The 17,010-nt window shown below is 73.0% G+C and carries 14 protein-coding genes; 12 read left to right on the top strand and 2 right to left on the bottom strand.

Going from position 1 to position 17,010, the window contains the following annotated elements:
* Positions 1-131: 131 nt before the first annotated feature.
* The 9 genes from RF640_RS04495 to proC all read left to right on the top strand — a co-directional run bounded on the left by RF640_RS04495 (position 132) and on the right by proC (position 11,228).
* Complete coding sequence (locus RF640_RS04495; protein ID WP_126350315.1) at positions 132-1,529, top strand: MFS transporter; 1,398 nt, start codon at positions 132-134, stop codon at positions 1,527-1,529.
* A 136-nt stretch (positions 1,530-1,665) separates the two neighbouring features.
* Positions 1,666-2,118, top strand: coding sequence for a pyridoxamine 5'-phosphate oxidase family protein (locus RF640_RS04490; protein WP_368826751.1), 453 nt, complete (start codon positions 1,666-1,668; stop codon positions 2,116-2,118).
* A gap of 56 nt (positions 2,119-2,174) precedes the next feature.
* Positions 2,175-3,191, top strand: coding sequence for a rhodanese-related sulfurtransferase (locus RF640_RS04485; RefSeq protein WP_368826749.1), 1,017 nt, complete (start codon positions 2,175-2,177; stop codon positions 3,189-3,191).
* The gene (locus tag RF640_RS04480; protein ID WP_368826747.1) at positions 3,188-4,846 is read left to right on the top strand and encodes a methyltransferase; all 1,659 of its coding nucleotides are present in this window, start codon (positions 3,188-3,190) and stop codon (positions 4,844-4,846) included. The genes RF640_RS04485 and RF640_RS04480 overlap by 4 nt, the downstream gene beginning before the upstream one ends.
* A 60-nt stretch (positions 4,847-4,906) precedes the next feature.
* The gene (locus tag RF640_RS04475) at positions 4,907-5,344 is read left to right on the top strand and encodes a pyridoxamine 5'-phosphate oxidase family protein (protein ID WP_017832495.1); all 438 of its coding nucleotides are present in this window, start codon (positions 4,907-4,909) and stop codon (positions 5,342-5,344) included.
* A gap of 199 nt (positions 5,345-5,543) precedes the next feature.
* Positions 5,544-8,390, top strand: coding sequence for a type I DNA topoisomerase (topA, locus tag RF640_RS04470; protein ID WP_035925040.1), 2,847 nt, complete (start codon positions 5,544-5,546; stop codon positions 8,388-8,390).
* Positions 8,391-8,440: 50 nt separating this feature from the next.
* Positions 8,441-9,418, top strand: coding sequence for a Ppx/GppA phosphatase family protein (locus RF640_RS04465; protein WP_035925036.1), 978 nt, complete (start codon positions 8,441-8,443; stop codon positions 9,416-9,418).
* The gene (locus RF640_RS04460) at positions 9,415-10,290 is read left to right on the top strand and encodes a sugar phosphate isomerase/epimerase family protein (protein ID WP_368826744.1); all 876 of its coding nucleotides are present in this window, start codon (positions 9,415-9,417) and stop codon (positions 10,288-10,290) included. Before RF640_RS04465 ends, RF640_RS04460 begins: the two co-directional genes overlap by 4 nt.
* Positions 10,291-10,391: 101 nt before the next feature.
* A complete protein-coding gene (gene proC / locus RF640_RS04455) occupies positions 10,392-11,228 on the top strand; it encodes a pyrroline-5-carboxylate reductase (protein ID WP_031282523.1) in 837 nt (278 codons plus the stop codon).
* A 24-nt stretch (positions 11,229-11,252) separates the two neighbouring features.
* Here proC and RF640_RS04450 read toward each other — a convergent pair whose 3' ends face one another.
* Together RF640_RS04450 and RF640_RS04445 are read right to left on the bottom strand one after the other, a co-directional pair.
* Complete coding sequence (locus RF640_RS04450) at positions 11,253-11,921, bottom strand: TrkA family potassium uptake protein (RefSeq protein ID WP_017832491.1); 669 nt, start codon at positions 11,919-11,921, stop codon at positions 11,253-11,255.
* Complete coding sequence (locus RF640_RS04445; RefSeq protein ID WP_035925144.1) at positions 11,914-13,317, bottom strand: TrkH family potassium uptake protein; 1,404 nt, start codon at positions 13,315-13,317, stop codon at positions 11,914-11,916. Before RF640_RS04445 ends, RF640_RS04450 begins: the two co-directional genes overlap by 8 nt.
* A 133-nt stretch (positions 13,318-13,450) precedes the next feature.
* Between RF640_RS04445 and RF640_RS04440 the strand changes: the two genes are divergently transcribed.
* The 3 genes from RF640_RS04440 (at position 13,451) to RF640_RS04430 (ending at position 16,966) form a co-directional block, all read left to right on the top strand.
* Positions 13,451-14,896 (top strand): TrkH family potassium uptake protein, encoded by a 1,446-nt coding sequence (locus RF640_RS04440; RefSeq protein ID WP_368826742.1) that lies wholly within the window; start codon positions 13,451-13,453, stop codon positions 14,894-14,896.
* 74 nt (positions 14,897-14,970) lie between these two features.
* The gene (locus RF640_RS04435; protein WP_017832488.1) at positions 14,971-15,675 is read left to right on the top strand and encodes a TrkA family potassium uptake protein; all 705 of its coding nucleotides are present in this window, start codon (positions 14,971-14,973) and stop codon (positions 15,673-15,675) included.
* Between the two features lie 79 nt (positions 15,676-15,754).
* Positions 15,755-16,966 carry an acetoin utilization protein AcuC gene (locus RF640_RS04430; RefSeq protein WP_035925024.1) on the top strand — a complete coding sequence of 404 codons (1,212 nt, stop codon included), beginning with the start codon at positions 15,755-15,757 and terminating at the stop codon, positions 16,964-16,966.
* Positions 16,967-17,010 lie beyond the last annotated feature (44 nt).

Here is a 17,010-nt window from a genome sequence, read left to right as displayed (position 1 = left end):
TGCCAGCATATGGCAACGGTCCGGCCGGCCGGGCTCCTCGCGAACCCGTCCACCCGCCGGTGCACCTCTCTCCAGCTCCGCTCACGTCCCGTGCCCCCGCCGTCCGGGGTGCCCTCAGCGAAGGACCTCCCATGCACAACGCTCCTCCACCGGCCGCGGCCGCGACCCACGGCAAGACCCCGAAGAAGGCGGCCCTGGCCAGCTGGATCGGCTCCGCCCTGGAGTACTACGACTTCGCCGTCTACGGGACGGCCGCCGCCCTGGTGCTCAACCACCTGTTCTTCCCGGCCGACACGTCCCCCGGGGTGGCGATCCTGCTGTCGATGGGCACCGTGGGCGTCGCCTATGTCGTCCGGCCCCTGGGGGCCCTCATCATGGGCCCCCTCGGCGACCGGTTCGGGCGCAAGTTCGTGCTGATGCTGACCCTGTTCATGATGGGCGCCGGCACCTTCGCCGTCGGCTGCCTGCCGACCTACGACCAGGCCGGGCTGCTGGCCCCGGCCCTGCTCGTGACCTGCCGTGTCATCCAGGGGCTGTCGGCCTCCGGCGAGCAGGCCAGCGCGATCTCGGTCTCGCTGGAGCACTCCGAGGAGCACCGGCGGGCCTTCACCACGAGCTGGACGCTGCAGGGCACCCAGTTCGGCACCCTCCTCGCCACCGCCGTCTTCATCCCCTTCACGCTCGTGCTCACCGAGGAGCAGCTGTTCAGCTGGGGCTGGCGGGTCCCGTTCTGGCTCTCCGCCGTCGTGGTGGTCGTGGCCTATCTGATCCGCCGCCACCTGGAGGAGCCGCCCGCCTTCGAGCAGGCCCGGGCCGTGCTGCCCGGCGAGAAGCCGGCCACCCCCCTCGCCCTGATGTTCAAGCACCACAAGACCGCGGTGCTGCGCGTGGCCGCGGCCGCGATGATCAACACCGTCAACGTGGTCTTCCTGGTGTGGTCGCTGTCCTTCGCCACCTCCGTGGTGGGCCTGGACCGCTCGACCATGCTCTGGGTCTCCGTCATCGCCAACGCCGTGGCCCTGCTCGTGATCCCCGTGGCGGCCACGGTCGCCGACCGGGTCGGGCGCAAGCCGGTGTTCATCACCGGGGCGGCCGGCGCGGCCGCGATGATGTATCCCTACCTGGCCGCCGTCCACGCCGGGAACTGGACGCTGATCTTCCTCCTCGGCGCCGTCATGTCCGGCTTCTTCTACTCCATGGCCAACGGCATCTGGCCCTCCTTCTACGCGGAGATGTTCCCCACCCGGGTGCGCGTGACGGGGCTGGCCCTGGGCACCCAGATCGGCTTCGCGATCTCCGGCGGCTTCGCCCCCGTCCTGGCCAGCTCCCTGGCCGGGGCCGAGGGGGACAACTGGCTGGGCGTGGCGGGGTTCGTCACCGGCGCCTGCCTGGTCGCCGTGGCCGCCGCCCTGACGGCCAAGGAGACCAAGGACAGGACCCTGGGCCAGATCGACGACCTGCACACCACCCGCACCGAGGCGGCCGATCTGGAGCGGCTGCAGGGGGCGGGCACCGCCTCCGGCCGCTGAACGCTCCGGAAGCGCTGACGATGGCGGACGCCCCGGCCGGTCACCCCGGCCGGGGCGTCCGCCCGTCCCGGACCGGGCCCCGGTCACGAACATGACACGGGTCACGCCCGCGGAGGCCCCGTGCCAGAATGACCGCATGAGCAACCCCATGAACATCTCCGGGCACAATCCCGACAAGGAGGCCCGGGCGCACCGGCCGCCGGTCACGGAGCTGACCCCGGAGCAGTGCTGGGAGCACCTCTACAGCGCACGCTTCGGCCGGATCGCCACCATGGACGGCGACGAGATCGAGATCACCCCCATCAACCTCGTGGCCGACGACGGGAAGATCTACTTCCGCACCGCCAAGGGCACCAAGCTGCTGCACCTGGCGCTCAACGAGCACGTCGCCGTGCAGGTCGACCAGGCACAGGGCGGGGAGGCCTGGTCCGTGATCGTGCGCGGCACGGCCCGCCAGCTGACCGACCCGGAGGAGACCGACCGGGTGGACGAGCTGCCGCTGCGGCCGTGGGTCGGGACCACCAAGCTCGAGTACGTGGAGGTGGCCCCCACGAAGGTCACCGGCCGCGTGTTCCACCTGGGCCACTGACCCGGCGCCCGGACCGCTCGGCGCCGGACGCCCCGCCGCGCTTGTAGCCTGGACCCGTGGCACAGCACCGGATCGTCCTGCACTACGTCTTCACCCCGCTCCCCGACCCCACGGCCGTGATGCTCTGGCAGCGCGCCCTGTGCGAGGGGCTGGGCCTGCGCGGGCGGATCATCGTCTCCCCGCACGGGCTCAACGCCACCGTGGGCGGTGAGGTCGGGGCGCTCAAGCAGTACGCCCGCACCACCCGCTCCCACCCCGGTCTCCGGGACACGGTGTTCAAGTGGTCGGACGGCTCGGCCGAGGACTTCCCGCGGCTGTCGGTCAAGGTCCGGAACGAGCTCGTGTCCTTCGGCGCGCCCGGCGAGCTCGAGGTCGACGAGCACGGCGTGGTCGGCGGCGGCACCCGCCTGGCGCCCGACGCCGTGGACGAGCTCGTGGCCCGCCGCGGCGAGGACGTCGTGTTCTTCGACGGGCGCAACGCCCACGAGGCCCGGATCGGGCGCTTCCGCGGGGCCGTGGTCCCGGACGTGGCGCACACCCGCGACTTCGTGGCCGAGCTGGACTCCGGGAAGTACGACCACCTCAAGACCCGGCCCGTGGTCACCTACTGCACCGGCGGGATCCGGTGCGAGGTGCTCTCCGCACTGATGCGCAACCGCGGCTTCCAGGAGGTCTACCAGCTCGACGGCGGCATCGCCGAGTACGGCCGCGAGCGCGGGGACCGGGGGCTGTGGGAGGGGTCCCTGTACGTCTTCGACCGGCGCATGCACGTGCGGTTCACCCCGGCCGCGGTCACGATCGGGCGCTGCGACCGGTGCGCCGGCCCCGCGAACCGCTTCGTCAACTGCGCGGACGGCACCTGCCGCGCCCTCGTGCTCGCGTGCCCGGCCTGCCTCGAGGAGCGGCCGCGGCTCACCTGCCCGGCCGGGTGCGGCACCGCCACGCCACCGGGGGCCGGCGACGGCGCCCCGGTCGCCGTCGCACCCGCCCCCGCACCCGTGCCCGGCGACGGAACCCCGGCCGCCTCCCGCACCGCCACGGCGCCCGTGCCCGTGCCGACGGGGGCCGCATGAGGCCCGCCGCCCCCGGCCCCTCGGCGGCGCCGGCCTTCTCCCGGGTCCCGGGGACCCCCGTCTCCGACGACCCGCGGGCGCCGGCCGAGCTGCACGACGCCCTCCGCCGGACGGGCTTCACCCACGACCGCGTGGCGGAGCTGCTGGGGGAGGCCGCCATGGACGCGCTCGCACGGGACCAGGCGGTGCCCGCCCTGCGGGTCCTCGAGCCGGCCCTCCGCACGCCCGGGCACCCGGACCGGGGCCTCGCCGGGGTCGTCTCGCTCTTCCTGCTCGGCCGCACCGTCCCCGTGGAGACGCTCGCGCCCGCCCCGGTGCGCCCGGAGCAGCTCGTGGGCCTGGGCCTCGCCGAGGAGACGGAGGGCGGGCTGCGCTCCACCGTGGACCTGCGCCCCCACGCCTCCGACGACGGGACGGAGCTGTACGTGGCGAGCGACCTGGGGGAGTCCCAGCGCCCCGGCGTGCTGCGCCGCGACCACGTGCTGGGCATCGGCCAGGCCTCCCTGACGCTGGCCCAGACGACCGACCGCCGCCGGGTGGAGCGGGCGCTGGACCTGGGGACCGGGTGCGGCATCCAGACGTTCCACCTGCTCGCGCACTCGGGGCACGTGACCGCCACCGACGTCTCGGACCGGGCCCTGGGCTTCACCCGGTTCAACCTGCTGCTCAACGCGCAGGCGCTCGGGATCGACCCCGACCGGCTCGAGGACCGCGTGAGCCTGCGGGCGGGATCCCTCCTGGAGCCCGTGCGCGGTGAGCGGTTCGACCTCGTGGTGTCCAACCCGCCGTTCGTCATCACACCGCGCCCCGCCGGGGAGACCCCGCTCGACCGCTACACCTACCGGGACGGCGGTCTGCCGGGGGACCGGATCGTGGCCGACCTGGTGCGGGGGCTGCCCGGGGTCATGGCCCCCGGGGCCACCGCCCACCTGCTCGGCAACTGGGAGGTCCTCGCCCCGCCGCCCGGGGACGCGCGGCCGGCCGCCGAGCGCTGGGCGCAGCGGCCCGAGCAGTGGGTGCCCGAGGGCGTCGACGCCTGGTTCGTCCAGCGGGAGCTGGCCGGCCCGGAGGAGTACGCCGAGACGTGGCTGCGGGACGCGGCGGAGTCCCGCGACCTCGAGCACTACGAACGCGCCTACCGCGCCTATCTCGACGACTTCGCCGCCCGCGGCGTCGAGGCCGTGGGCTTCGGGATGATCCGCCTCCGCCGCCCGTCCCGGGCCCGGCCCGGGGGCGCGCTCCGCCGCTTCGAGCACGTCCCCCACCCGGTCCAGCAGCCGCTCGCCCCCGCGCTCGCCGCCACGTGGGAACGGGCCGACTGGCTCGCCGCGCACCCCCAGGACTGGCTGGACGCCCACCTCGTGGCCGCCGAGGACGTCACCGAGGAGCGCCACCAGCGCCCCGGCGCGGAGCACCCCGGCGTGATCCTGCTCCGGCAGGGGGCCGGGCTGCGCCGGACCGTGGTGCTCTCGAGCGAGGCCGCGGGCTTCGCCGGGGCCTGCGACGGCGAGCTGAGCGCCCGGCAGATCCTCGGGGCGCTCGCCGCCCTGCTGGACTGGGCGGGCGAGGAGCGGCAGCGGCTGACCGAGGAGGTCCGGCACCTCGTGCTCGACGGCTTCCTCGTGCCGCAGGAGCCGGTGCCGCCCGCCGCCTGAGCGATGTTGTGGGCGGATGAGCAGGCGGCGCCGCGACGGTGGGGGTGGGAGGATGGGAGCATGAGCATCGGAGACAACCTGAACCCCATCAAGACCCTCGACAAGGACACCGTCTGGCAGCTCCTCGAGCAGCACCCCTTCGGCCGGCTGGCCGTCGAGGCCGCCGGTCTCGTGGACATCTTCCCGGTGAACTACGTGGTCCACCAGCGCAAGCTGTACTTCCGCACGGCCCAGGGCTCCAAGCTCTCGAGCCTCATCGTCAACGACCAGGTGGCGTTCGAGATCGACGAGGTCTCGGAGGAGCACGTCGTGCGCTCCGTGGTGGTCCACGGCCGGGCCCGCCGGCTCGAGACGCGCGCCGAGATCGACGCCGCGGAGGAGCTGCCGCTCAGGCCGTGGGCGCCCACGCTGAAGTACAACTTCGTGGTCATCGACGTGGAGCACGCCACGGGCCGCGAGTTCACGATCGGCGACGAGCCCGAGCGCTACCCCTCCTGAGACCGGTCCGGGCCGCCCGGGCCGGGCGGCCCGCGCGGCCCGCCCGGGGACGCCGATGTCCTCCGGGTCCCCGCCGCGCGGGGGTTGACGGCGGTGAGGCGTTATGGTGGAGCGCAACGGCGGGCCGACGCCCGCCCGTTCGACCCGACGTCCAGCAGCGCCGCGGCCCGCGGCACCGCGGACCGCAGCAAGGAGTACCGTGCCAACGAAGGCCACCCAGAGCCCGGGAACGGGCAAGAGCCTGCTCATCGTGGAGTCCCCCTCCAAGGTCAAGACCATCGCCGGGTACCTCGGCGACGCCTACGAGGTCGAGTCCTCGATGGGGCACATCCGCGACCTCCCGCAGCCCTCGGAGCTGCCGGCGGAGCTCAAGAAGGGTCCCTACGGCAAGTTCGCGGTGGACGTGGAGCACGGCTTCGAGCCGTACTACGTGGTGAACCCGGACAAGAAGAAGAAGGTCACCGAGCTCCGGCGCAAGCTCAAGGACGCGGACGCCCTCTACCTCGCCACCGACGGCGACCGCGAGGGGGAGGCCATCGCGTGGCACCTCCTGGAGGTGCTCAAGCCCAAGATCCCCGTCTACCGGCTGACCTTCTCCGAGATCACCCGCGAGGCCATCGAGCGGGCCTTCGGGGAGCTGCGCGAGCTCGACCAGGACCTGGTCGACGCGCAGGAGACCCGGCGCATCCTGGACCGGCTCTACGGCTACGAGATCTCCCCGGTGCTGTGGCGCAAGATCGCCTCGGGCCTGTCCGCCGGGCGCGTGCAGTCCGTGGCCACCCGCCTGGTCGTGGAGCGGGAGCGCAAGCGCATGGCGTTCGTGCCCGCCGACTACTGGGACCTCAGCGGGACTTTCGCCCGCACCGACGGCGAGGACGCCGGCACCGCCTTCAGCGCCCGGCTCTCCTCCGTGGACGGCAAGCGGGTGGCGGGCGGCCGCGACTTCGGCGACGACGGCGTGCTCAAGGGCGCCGCGGACAAGCTCGCGCACCTGGACGAGCAGGCCGCCCGCGAACTGGCCGCCGGTCTCGAGGACGCGGCGTTCACGGTCCGGTCGCTGGAGACCAAGCCCTACACCCGCCGCCCGGCCGCCCCGTTCACCACCTCCACGCTGCAGCAGGAGGCGGCGCGCAAGCTGCGCTTCACCTCCCGCACCACCATGCAGGTGGCGCAGAAGCTGTACGAGAACGGCTACATCACCTACATGCGCACCGACTCCGTGGCGCTGTCCGACCAGGCGGTCACGGCCGCCCGGCGCCAGGCCACGGAGCTCTACGGCGCCGACTTCGTGCCCGGCTCCCCGCGGCTCTACAGCTCCAAGTCGAAGAACGCGCAGGAGGCGCACGAGGCCGTGCGCCCCGCGGGGGACTCCTTCCGCGCCCCGAACCAGGTCCGCGGCGAGCTCTCCGCGGACGCGTTCCGGCTCTACGAGCTGATCTGGAAGCGCACCGTGGCCTCCCAGATGGCCGACGCCAAGGGGTCGACGGCGACCGTGCGGCTCGGGGCGACGTCCTCGGCCGGCCGGGACGCCGAGTTCTCCGCGTCCGGCACCGTCATCACGTTCCGCGGCTTCCTGGCCGCCTACGAGGAGGGCCGGGACGAGGACCCCGCCACGGACAAGGACGGCGCCAAGGACGGCGACAAGCGGCTCCCGCGCATGGCGGAGGGCGACCGCCTGGACGCCACCGAGGTCGAGGCGGACGGGCACCGCACCTCGCCGCCGCCGCGCTACACCGAGGCGTCCCTCGTGAAGGTCCTCGACGAGCTCGGCATCGGCCGGCCCTCGACCTACGCGGCGACCATCTCCACGATCATGGACCGCGGCTACGTCCGCGTGCGGGGCTCCGCGCTCATCCCCTCGTGGACCGCGTTCTCCGTGGTGCGCCTGCTCGAGGAGCACTTCTCCGACTACGTGGACTACGACTTCACGGCGGAGATGGAGGAGGGCCTCGACCGGATCGCCCGCGGCGAGGAGGACAGCACCGACTGGCTGCAGGACTTCTACTTCGGCTCCCAGGGCCACGAGAACGGGCTCAAGCCCATCGTCGACGACCTCGGCGAGATCGACGCCCGCGCCGTGAACTCCATCCCCGTGACCGAGGACATCACCCTGCGGGTCGGCAAGTTCGGCCCCTACCTGGAGGTGGCCGGCGCCGTCGACCCGGAGACCGGGGAGATCACCGACCCGATCCGGGCCAACGTGCCGGAGGACCTCGCCCCCGACGAGCTCACGCCCGACAAGGCGCGCGAGCTCATCGAGACGGGCAAGGCCGACGGCCGGGAGCTCGGCCGCGACCCCGTGACCGGGCGCGCCATCGTGGCCAAGGACGGCCGCTACGGGCCCTACGTCACCGAGGTGATCCCCGAGCCCACCGCCGAGGAGCTCGCGGCCCAGCCCGTCGAGTACTACAAGAACGGCAAGCCCAAGCCCCCGAAGAAGCCGGTCAAGGAGAAGCCCCGCACGGGCTCCCTGCTCTCCACGATGACGCTGCAGGACGTGACCCTCGAGGACGCGCTCAAGATCCTGTCCCTGCCGCGCACGCTGGGCACGGACGCCGAGGGCAACGAGATCACGGTGCAGAACGGCCGCTTCGGCCCCTACCTGAAGAAGGGCGGCGACTCGCGCTCCCTGCAGTCCGAGGAGCAGCTGTTCACGGTCACCCTCGAGGAGGCCCTGGCGATCTACGCCCAGCCCAAGCAGCGCGGCCGCGGCGCCGCCAAGCCTCCGCTCGCGGACCTCGGCACCGACCAGATCACGGAACGGCCCATGGTCATCAAGGACGGGCGCTTCGGCCCCTACATCACCGACGGCGAGACCAACGTGACGGTCCCGCGCGGCGAGACCGTGGAGCAGATCACGCCGGCGCGCGCCAGCCAGCTGCTCGCGGAGAAGCGCGCCCAGGGCCCCGCCCCGAAGAAGGCGGCCCGGTCCACGGCCAAGGGGACGACGACCAAGGGGACGACGGCCAGGAGCAGCACGGCGAAGAAGAGCACGGCCAAGAAGCCCGCGGCGGCCAAGCCCGCCCGCGCCGGGTCCAAGGGCTGATCCGCTCCGCACGCGCGGGACGGACACGGAACTCGAAGGAGCACCACGGCATGCGTCTCGGAGTCCTCGACGTGGGGTCGAACACCGTCCACCTCCTCCTGCTCGACGTCTACCCGGGCTCCCGGCCCGAGCCGTACGCGTCCCACAAGCTCGCCCTGCGGCTGGTGCAGTACCTCGACGCCGACGGCAACATCTCCGACGCCGGCCGGGACGCCCTCACCGCGTTCGTGGTCGAGGCCCGGGACTTCGCCGTGGACAACCGGGCCGAGGACTTCCTCGCCTTCGCGACCTCCGCGATCCGCGAGGCCGGCAACGGGGCGCAGGTGCTGGACCACGTGCAGTCCCGCTCCGGCGTGACCCTCACGGAGCTGGCCGGGGACCAGGAGGCGGCCGTGACGTTCTTCGCGGTGCGCCGCTGGTTCGGCTGGGGCGCGGGGACCGTTCTCGACCTCGACATCGGCGGCGGGTCCTTCGAGATGGCCCTGGGGGACAACGCGCTGCCCACCGTGGCGACCTCGGTCCCGCTCGGCGCGGGGCGGCTCACCCGCACCTTCGTCGCCGGGGACGTCGCGACCCCGAAGGAGATGAAGGCCCTGCGCAAGCACGTGCGCCAGGAGCTCCGGCCCGCGGTCGACCGGGTCCGCGCGGCCGGGGAGCCCACCTGCGTGGCCGGCACCTCCAAGACGTTCCGCTCCCTGGCCCGGATCTGCGGCGCGGCGCCGTACGAGATGGGCCCGTACGTGCCCCGCACCCTCCACCTCGAGGACCTGCGGCTGTGGACCCGCCGGATGGAGGCCATGTCCCCGGAGGAGCGCGCCGAGCTGCCGGGGGTCTCCGCCGCGCGGGCCCGGCAGATCCTCGCCGGCGCCGTGGTGGCGGAGTCGGCGATGGACGCCTACGGCGTCGAGTCGATCCGGATCTGCCCGTGGGCGCTCCGCGAGGGACTGATCCTGCGCCGCCTGGACCAGCTGAGCAGCCACTCCGACGTCCGCACCGTGGACCCCCGGCACCTGGTGGGTGCGGCATGAGCGAGCAGCAGGGCGCCGCCGCGGAGCCGTACCGTCCGCACGTGGCGCTGTCCACCAGCTCCCTCTATCCGCTCGGGGTGCCGGAGACCTTCGAGGCGGCCGTGGAGCTGGGCTACGACAGCGTGGAGGTGCTCGTCACGCACGAGCGGATGAGCCAGCTCACCCACCAGCTGCAGGACCTCGTGCAGCGCCACCAGCTCCCCATCTCGACCATCCACGCCCCGACCCTGCTGCTGACCCAGCAGGTGTGGGGCAAGTCGTGGACCAAGATCCAGATGGCGGCCGCGCTCACCGAGCAGGTGGGCGCGGAGGTCGTCGTGGTCCACCCGCCCTTCCGGTGGCAGCGCCGGTACGCCGCGAACTTCGTGGAGGGGGTGCGGGTGGTCTCCCAGGCCACCGGCGTGAAGATCTCCGTGGAGAACATGTACCCCTGGCGGGTCCGCGGCCGCGACACCGTGGTCTACGCCCCGCACTACAGCCCGCTGGGCCTGGACTACGACTGGGTGACGTGGGACTTCTCGCACGCCGCCACCGCCCGGATGGACTCCCTGGCCGCCATCCGGGAACTGGGCCCCCGGCTGGGCCACGTCCACCTGACCGACGGGTCGGGGGAGACCACGGCGGACGAGCACCTGCTGCCCGGCCACGGGGTGCAGCCGGTGGCCGAGTCCCTCGAGTTCCTCGCCTCCACCCGGTGGCAGGGCATCATCGGGGTCGAGGTCTCGACCCGCCGCTCGAAGAACGCCGACGAGCGCACCCAGTGGCTCGCGGAGTCCCTCGAGTTCGCCCGCCGGCACACGAGCCGCTCCGACGGCGCCCCGAGCGCCGGCGGCTCCGACGGCACGGAGGGCGCGGACGGCAGCCGGGGCTGAGGCCCGGGCGCACCCGGCCCGCCGGCGCCGTTCCCACCGTCCTGTTCCCACCGTTCCGATTCCACCTTTCCGATCCCACCGATGAGAGGACCTCACCGACCATGACCCCTGTGCTCGCCTTCCTGGGCTGCGGCTCCATGAACGGATCCATCCTGCGGGGGGTGCTGGCCTCCGGCGTGCCCGTCGAGCAGGTCCGGGCCACCGTCCGCTCCGCGGAGAGCGCCCGCCGGCTCGAGGACGAGACGGGCGTGCGGCCCTACGTCACCGGGGACGATCCCGAGGCCAACCGGCGGGCCGCCCGTGAGGCGGACGTCGTGCTGCTCGGCGTCAAGCCCGTCGGCATCCTCGACCTCGCCCGCGAGATCGCCCCCGCCCTGCGCCCCGGCACGGTCGTGGCCTCGGTAGCGGCGGGGATCTCCGTTGGCGCCCTCGAGCGCGCCCTCCCCGCCGGCCAGCCGGTCGTGCGCACGATGCCGAACACACCCTCCAGCGTGGGCCGCGGGGTGGTCTCGGTGACCCCGGGGGCCGCCACCGGCCCCGAGCAGACGGAGGCCGTGCGCCAGGTGCTCGAGGCCGTGGGCACCGTGGTCGAGGTCCCCGAGGAGCAGGTGGACGCCGTGACCGGCGTCTCGGGCTCCGGGCCCGCCTACGTGTTCCTGCTGGCCGAGGCCATGCAGCAGGCGGGGGAGCGGATGGGGCTGCCGGCGGACGTCGCGCGGGTCCTCGCGAAGGAGACCGTCTCCGGCGCCGGGGAGCTGCTGCGCCCGGCGGAGGCCGACCCCGCGGCGCTGCGCAAGGCGGTCACCAGCCCCAAGGGCACCACGGACCGGGCCATCACGACCTTCCAGGACAACGGCTTCGAGGCTCTCGTGGCCTCCGCGGCCCGCGCCTCGGCGGACCGCTCCGCGGAGCTCACGCGCGAGTTCAGCGGCGACTGAGCCGCGGACCGGGAGGTCCCCGGGTCAGGGGCGGGCCGCGAAGCGCTCGAGCAGGTCCACGTGCCCCGAGACGATCAGCAGGTCGCGGGAGGTGACCTTGGTGTCGGGGCGGGCGTACGTGAAGTCCTCGCCCGGGGACTTCACGCCCACCACGGTCACGCCGTACTTGGAGCGGACGTTGGAGTCGCCCAGCGTGAAGCCCTGCACCTCCCGCGGCGGATACATCTTGACGATCGCGAAGTCGTCGTCGAACTCGATGTAGTCCAGCAGCCGGCCCGAGACCAGGTGCGCGGTGCGCCGCCCGGCGTCCGCCTCGGGGAAGATCACGTGGTGCGCCCCGATGCGGGAGAGGATCTTGCCGTGCGAGGGCGTGATGGCCTTCGCCCAGATCCGGCTCACGCCGAGGTCCACGAGGTTCGCCGTGATGAGCACGCTCGACTCGATGGACGTGCCGACGCCCACCACGGCGGAGTCGAACTCGGCCGCCCCCAGCTGGCGCAGGGCGTCGATGTCCGTGGCCTCGGCCTCGACCACGTGGGTGAGCTGCCCGGAGAGCTTCTGGACCAGCTGGGCGTCCCGCTCCACGCCCAGGACCTCCCGGCCCTGGCGGGCGAGCTGGAGCGCGGTGGCGGTGCCGAAGCGGCCGAGGCCGATCACCAGGACGGGGACGCTGTGGGACGAACGGTCAGCCAATGATGGGCCTTTCCTCGGGGTACCGGTAGAGGCGCCGGCGTGAGCGCAGCGCCAGGGCGGCGGCCACGGTGGTCGTGCCGATGCGCCCGATGAGCATGATCAGGGCCAGGACGTACTTGCCGGCGGGGGGCAGCTCGCCGGAGAGCCCCACGCTGAGACCGCACGTCGCGTACGCGGAGATCACCTCGAACAGGACCCGGTCCAGCGGCTCCTCGGAGATCTCCACGAGGATCCCGCAGCCCACCAGGACGACGGTCGCCCCCATCATGATCACCGAGATCGCGATGCGGAGGGCGTCCTCGGGGATGGTCCGGTAGAACGCGATCACGGACCGGTCGCCCCGGGCCTCGGCCAGGATCGCCAGGAAGACCACGGCGAGGGTGGTGACCTTGATGCCGCCGGCCACGGAGGCCGGGCCGCCGCCCGCGAACATCAGCGCGTCGGTCATCAGCAGGGTCACCGGCTCCAGGCTGTTCATGTCCACGAGGTTGAAGCCCCCGGACCGGACCATGACGGAGTGGAAGAAGCCCTCGAAGATCTTCTCGTGCACGGGCCGGTCCCGCAGGGTGTCCGGATTGGACCACTCGAAGGCCAGGAACAGGGCCCACCCCACGAACAGCAGGATCGTGGTGGTCACGATCACCAGCTTCGTGTTGAGGTTCCACCGCGAGAAGCGCAGCCCGGTCTGCCGCAGCACGAGGACCACGGGGAAGCCGAGGGAGCCCAGGAGGACGCCCAGGGCGATCGGCAGGAGGATCAGCACCGCGTCCGTGTACGGGACGAGGCCGTCCGAGTGCGGGGTGAACCCCCCGTTGTTGAACGCGGAGACCGCGTAGAACACCCCGTGCCAGAGCGCCGTGAGGAACGGCTCCCCGACCACCAGGAAGCCGATCGTCAGCACCGTGGCCAGGATCGCCTCGATCGTCACGGACATCAGCACGATGATCTGCAGGAGCGAGCCCACCTCGCCCAGGCGCCCGATGTTCAGGGCCTCCTGGGTGATCAGCCGGGACTTCAGGCCGAGCTTGCGACCGATGGCCAGGGCCAGGATCGAGGTCATGGTGAGGGTGCCCAGACCGCCGATCTGCATCGCGACCAGGATCACGAACTGGCCGAAGAACGACCAGTTGGCCGCCGTCGACACCGTGGTCAGGCCCGTCACGGTGACCGCGGAGGTGGCCGTGAACACGGCGTCCTCGACCGGTGTCACGACGCCGGGGGCCGAGGCCACGGGCAGCCACAGCAGGAAGGAGAACACGGACACGACCGCGGCGAAGGAGATGACGGCGAGACGGGCGGGGGAGCCCGCCGCGATCCGGTCCACGAGGTCGCGCAGCGAGGTCAGCAGCCAGAACCGGCCGCGCTCCTCCGGACGGGCCCAGGGCGCGCGCTGCAGGTGGCTCACGGGCTCTCCTCCTGGTGTCCTGACCGCCCGGGCGGGGCGGCGGCCGCGGCGTTCGCCTCGACCCGAGACAGTATTCCACCCGAGCCCGTCCGCGGCGGGCAGCCGCGGGTGTAGGTTGTCGCCCATGCCCCTGGAAGAGGCCCTGCTGCGCGCCCGGGTCCGTCGGCTCACCCGACGGCACGGGATCCGCTCCCCCCACGGTCGCCGGCCGGGACAACGGCGGAGCACCGATCCGCGGGAGGTGACCGCGGCGCGCACGGCGCAGCTGATCATCGGTGCGTTCGCGACCGCCCTGGCCGTCGGCACCGTCCTGCTGATGCTCCCGATCGCGAGGTCGGGCCCCGGCGGGGCGTCGTTCATGGAGGCGTTCTTCACCGCGACCTCGGCGATCTGCGTGACCGGGCTGGTCGTGGTGGACACGCCGACCTACTGGACGCCGTTCGGGCAGGCGGTGATCCTGGCCCTGATCCAGATCGGCGGGTTCGGGGTGATGTCCTTCGCCACCGTGCTCGGGATCCTCCTGGCCCGCCGGCTGGGCCTGACGGCCCGGATCATGAGCTCGACCGAGACGAAGAACCCCGGCTACGGGGACATGCGCCGGGTGCTGCTGCGCATCCTCGCCACCACGCTGCTGATCGAGACGGTCGTGGCCGCGGCGCTCGCCCTGCGCTTCTTCGCCGGCTACGGGTACGGACCGGGGCAGGCGGTGTGGCACGGCGTGTTCCACGCGGTCTCGGCGTTCAACAACGCCGGCTTCGCCCTGTACACCCTGTCGATGATGGACTTCGCCGCCGACCCCTGGGTCAACCTGCCGATCGTCGTCGCCGTGGTCCTGGGCGGGCTGGGGTTCCCGGTGCTCTACCAGCTGCGCCGGGAGTGGCGCCGGCCCCGGCGGTGGAGCATGAACACCCGGATCGTGCTGTTCGCCACCGTGGTCCTGCTCGGCGCCGGCACGGTGTTCCTGTGCGCGGTGGAGTGGTCCAACCCCGCCACCCTCGGGCCGATGCGGGCCGACGAGAAGCTGCTGGCCGGGTTCTTCCAGTCCACCATCGCCCGCACGGCCGGGTTCAACAGCATCGACATCTCGGCGATGCACCCGGTGTCCTGGCTGGGGCTGGACCTCCTGATGCTCATCGGCGGCGGCCCCGCCGGGACGGCCGGCGGGCTGAAGGTCACCACCGTCGCCGTCCTCGGCTTCATCGCCTGGACCGAGATCACCGGGGGAACGGCCGTGCACGTCCTCGGCAAGCGCCTGTCCCGGTCGGTGCAGCGCCAGGCGATCACGGTGGTCGTCCTGGCGCTGGGCGCGGTGACCACCGCCACGATGGTGCTGATGCTGCTGCACGAGGACATCGGCCTGGACCGGATCCTGTTCGAGACGATCTCCGCGTTCGCCACCGTGGGCCTGTCCACGGGCATCACCGCGGATCTCTCGCCGGCGGCCCAGGGCGTGCTCATCGCCCTGATGTTCCTGGGCCGGCTGGGGCCCATCACCGTGGCCACCGCCATGGCGGCCCGTCCCCGGAAGGCCCTGTACGAACTGCCCAAGGAACGCCCGCTGATCGGCTGAGTCCACCGCGCTCGCCCGGCACACCACCCCACGGGGCCCTGCGGCCCACCCCGACACCTCTTGGAGGTCCCCACATGTTCCCCTCCCGCCCCGGCACCGCCCCGTACCACCACTCCGGCCGCCGCCGGCCACCGGGCACGGTGGCCGTGATCGGCCTGGGCCGCTTCGGCGCCGCCCTGGCCCTCGAGCTGATGCGCAACGGCGCGGAGGTGCTGGGCATCGACGTCGACGAGGACGTCGTCCAGGAGCTCAACGGGCAGCTGACCACCGTGGTGCGCGCCGACGCCACCCAGGAACAGGTGCTGCGCCAGCTCGGCGTCGACGAGTTCGACAAGGTGGTGGTCGGCATCGGCTCCGACGTCCAGGCCAGCATCCTGGTCGCCTCCCGGCTGCTGAAGTTCGCCCACCCCGAGATCTGGGCGAAGGCCATCACCACGCCCCACGCCGAGATCCTCGAGCAGCTCGGGGTCCACCACGTCATCAGCCCCGAGCACGACATGGGCGTGCGCTCCGCCCACCTGATCCAGGGCCGGGTCCTCGACTTCGTGACGATCGACGAGGGGTTCGCCCTCATCCGCTGCCCGGCCCCGGAGGCCGTCCAGCAGCGGCCGCTGGACACCCTCAGCATCCGGCGCACCCACGGGGTCTCGATCGTCGCGGTCCGCCGCCTGGGCCAGGGGTGGGAGGCCACCGAGCCCGGCACGGTCCTCTACGAGAACGACCAGATCCTCGTGACGGGACCCACCCGTGCGGTCGAGGCCTTCAGCGACCTCGACTGAGCCGCGCCGGGGTGACACAAAGGGCGCCGGCGCCACGCCCGCGACGGCGGGCCCCGGCCCCGAGTGGTCTAATGGCGGTGTGACCCCTGCTACGTCCGGGCCCGGCGCCCCGTACCCCACGCGACTGTTCTGGGACCCCGCCCTGCTCGAGTACAACTTCGGGGACCACCACCCCATGCACCCGTCCCGGCTCGAGGCCACCTACCGGCTGGTCCAGGAGTTCGGCCTGGACCGCCGGGACAACGTCACGGTGGAGGCGCCCGAGGTGGCCCCGGACGAGGTGCTCAACCTCGTCCACCCGCAGCACTACGTGGACTCGGTCCGGGCCGTCAGCGCCGACCCCACCGTGGAGGTCCCCGAGTGCGGTCTCGGCACCGAGGACACCCCCGGGTACCCGGGGGTGCACGAGGCGAGCGCCCGTCTCGTGGGCGGCACCTACCAGGGCGCCGTGGCCGTTCTCGCGGGGGACGCGGTGCACGCCGTGAACTTCGGGGGCGGGATGCACCACGCCCACGCCGAGAAGGCCAGCGGATTCTGCATCTACAACGACTGCGCCGTGGCGGTCCAGCACCTGCTGGACCAGGGTGTCCGGCGCGTGGCCTACGTGGACGTCGACGGCCACCACGGCGACGGCACCCAGTCGATCTTCTACGACGACCCCCGCGTGCTCACCGTCTCGCTGCACGAGACGGGCCTGACGCTGTTCCCGGGCACGGGCTTCGCCAACGAGACCGGCCGCGGGGAGGCCGAGGGGCACTCCGTGAACGTGGCGATGCCCACGGCCTCCGACGACTCCATGTGGCTGCGCGCGTTCGACGCCGTGGTCCCGCCCCTGCTGCGCCAGTTCCGGCCCGAGGTGATCGTGAGCCAGCACGGCTGCGACTCGCACTTCGCCGACGAGCTCACCCACCTGCGCGTCAGCGTCGACGCGCAGCGGCAGACCGCCGTGGCCCTGGCAGGGCTGGCCCACGAGCTGTGCGAGGGCCGGTGGATCGCCACGGGCGGGGGCGGGTACAACTGCTACGACGTGGTGCCCCGCTCCTGGACGCACCTGGTGGGAGTCGCCGCCGGCCACCCGATCGACGTGGGCACCGCGGTGCCGCAGCCGTGGCGCGACTACGTGCAAGAGCGCTACGGCGCCGACGCGCCGCGGGTCATGGGCGACGAGGTGGACCTGTGGTGGCGCTCCTGGGAGGTGGGCTTCGACCCCAACGACGAGACGGACCGCACGATCATGGCCACCCGCAAGGAGGTCTTCCCCCAGTGGGGGCTGGACCCGTGGTTCGACTGAGCCCGCCGCCCGCGGGCTCCGGCAGCGGCGGGGGCAGCCACGGG

It is taken from the genome of Kocuria sp. CPCC 205231, from assembly GCF_040980965.1.
GTDB lineage: Bacteria > Actinomycetota > Actinomycetes > Actinomycetales > Micrococcaceae > Kocuria > Kocuria rosea.
This window is presented reverse-complemented; position numbering and strand designations above follow the sequence as displayed.

Bases quoted from the DNA above. Each gene is read 5' to 3' on its own strand.
- RF640_RS04495 (WP_126350315.1), top strand. From the start codon at position 132: ATGCACAACGCTCCTCCACCGGCCGCGGCCGCGACCCACGGCAAGACC.
- RF640_RS04490 (WP_368826751.1), top strand. From the start codon at position 1,666: ATGAGCAACCCCATGAACATCTCCGGGCACAATCCCGACAAGGAGGCC.
- RF640_RS04480 (WP_368826747.1), top strand. From the start codon at position 3,188: ATGAGGCCCGCCGCCCCCGGCCCCTCGGCGGCGCCGGCCTTCTCCCGG.
- RF640_RS04475 (WP_017832495.1), top strand. From the start codon at position 4,907: ATGAGCATCGGAGACAACCTGAACCCCATCAAGACCCTCGACAAGGAC.
- RF640_RS04465 (WP_035925036.1), top strand. From the start codon at position 8,441: ATGCGTCTCGGAGTCCTCGACGTGGGGTCGAACACCGTCCACCTCCTC.
- RF640_RS04460 (WP_368826744.1), top strand. From the start codon at position 9,415: ATGAGCGAGCAGCAGGGCGCCGCCGCGGAGCCGTACCGTCCGCACGTG.
- proC (WP_031282523.1), top strand. From the start codon at position 10,392: ATGACCCCTGTGCTCGCCTTCCTGGGCTGCGGCTCCATGAACGGATCC.
- RF640_RS04440 (WP_368826742.1), top strand. From the start codon at position 13,451: ATGCCCCTGGAAGAGGCCCTGCTGCGCGCCCGGGTCCGTCGGCTCACC.
- RF640_RS04435 (WP_017832488.1), top strand. From the start codon at position 14,971: ATGTTCCCCTCCCGCCCCGGCACCGCCCCGTACCACCACTCCGGCCGC.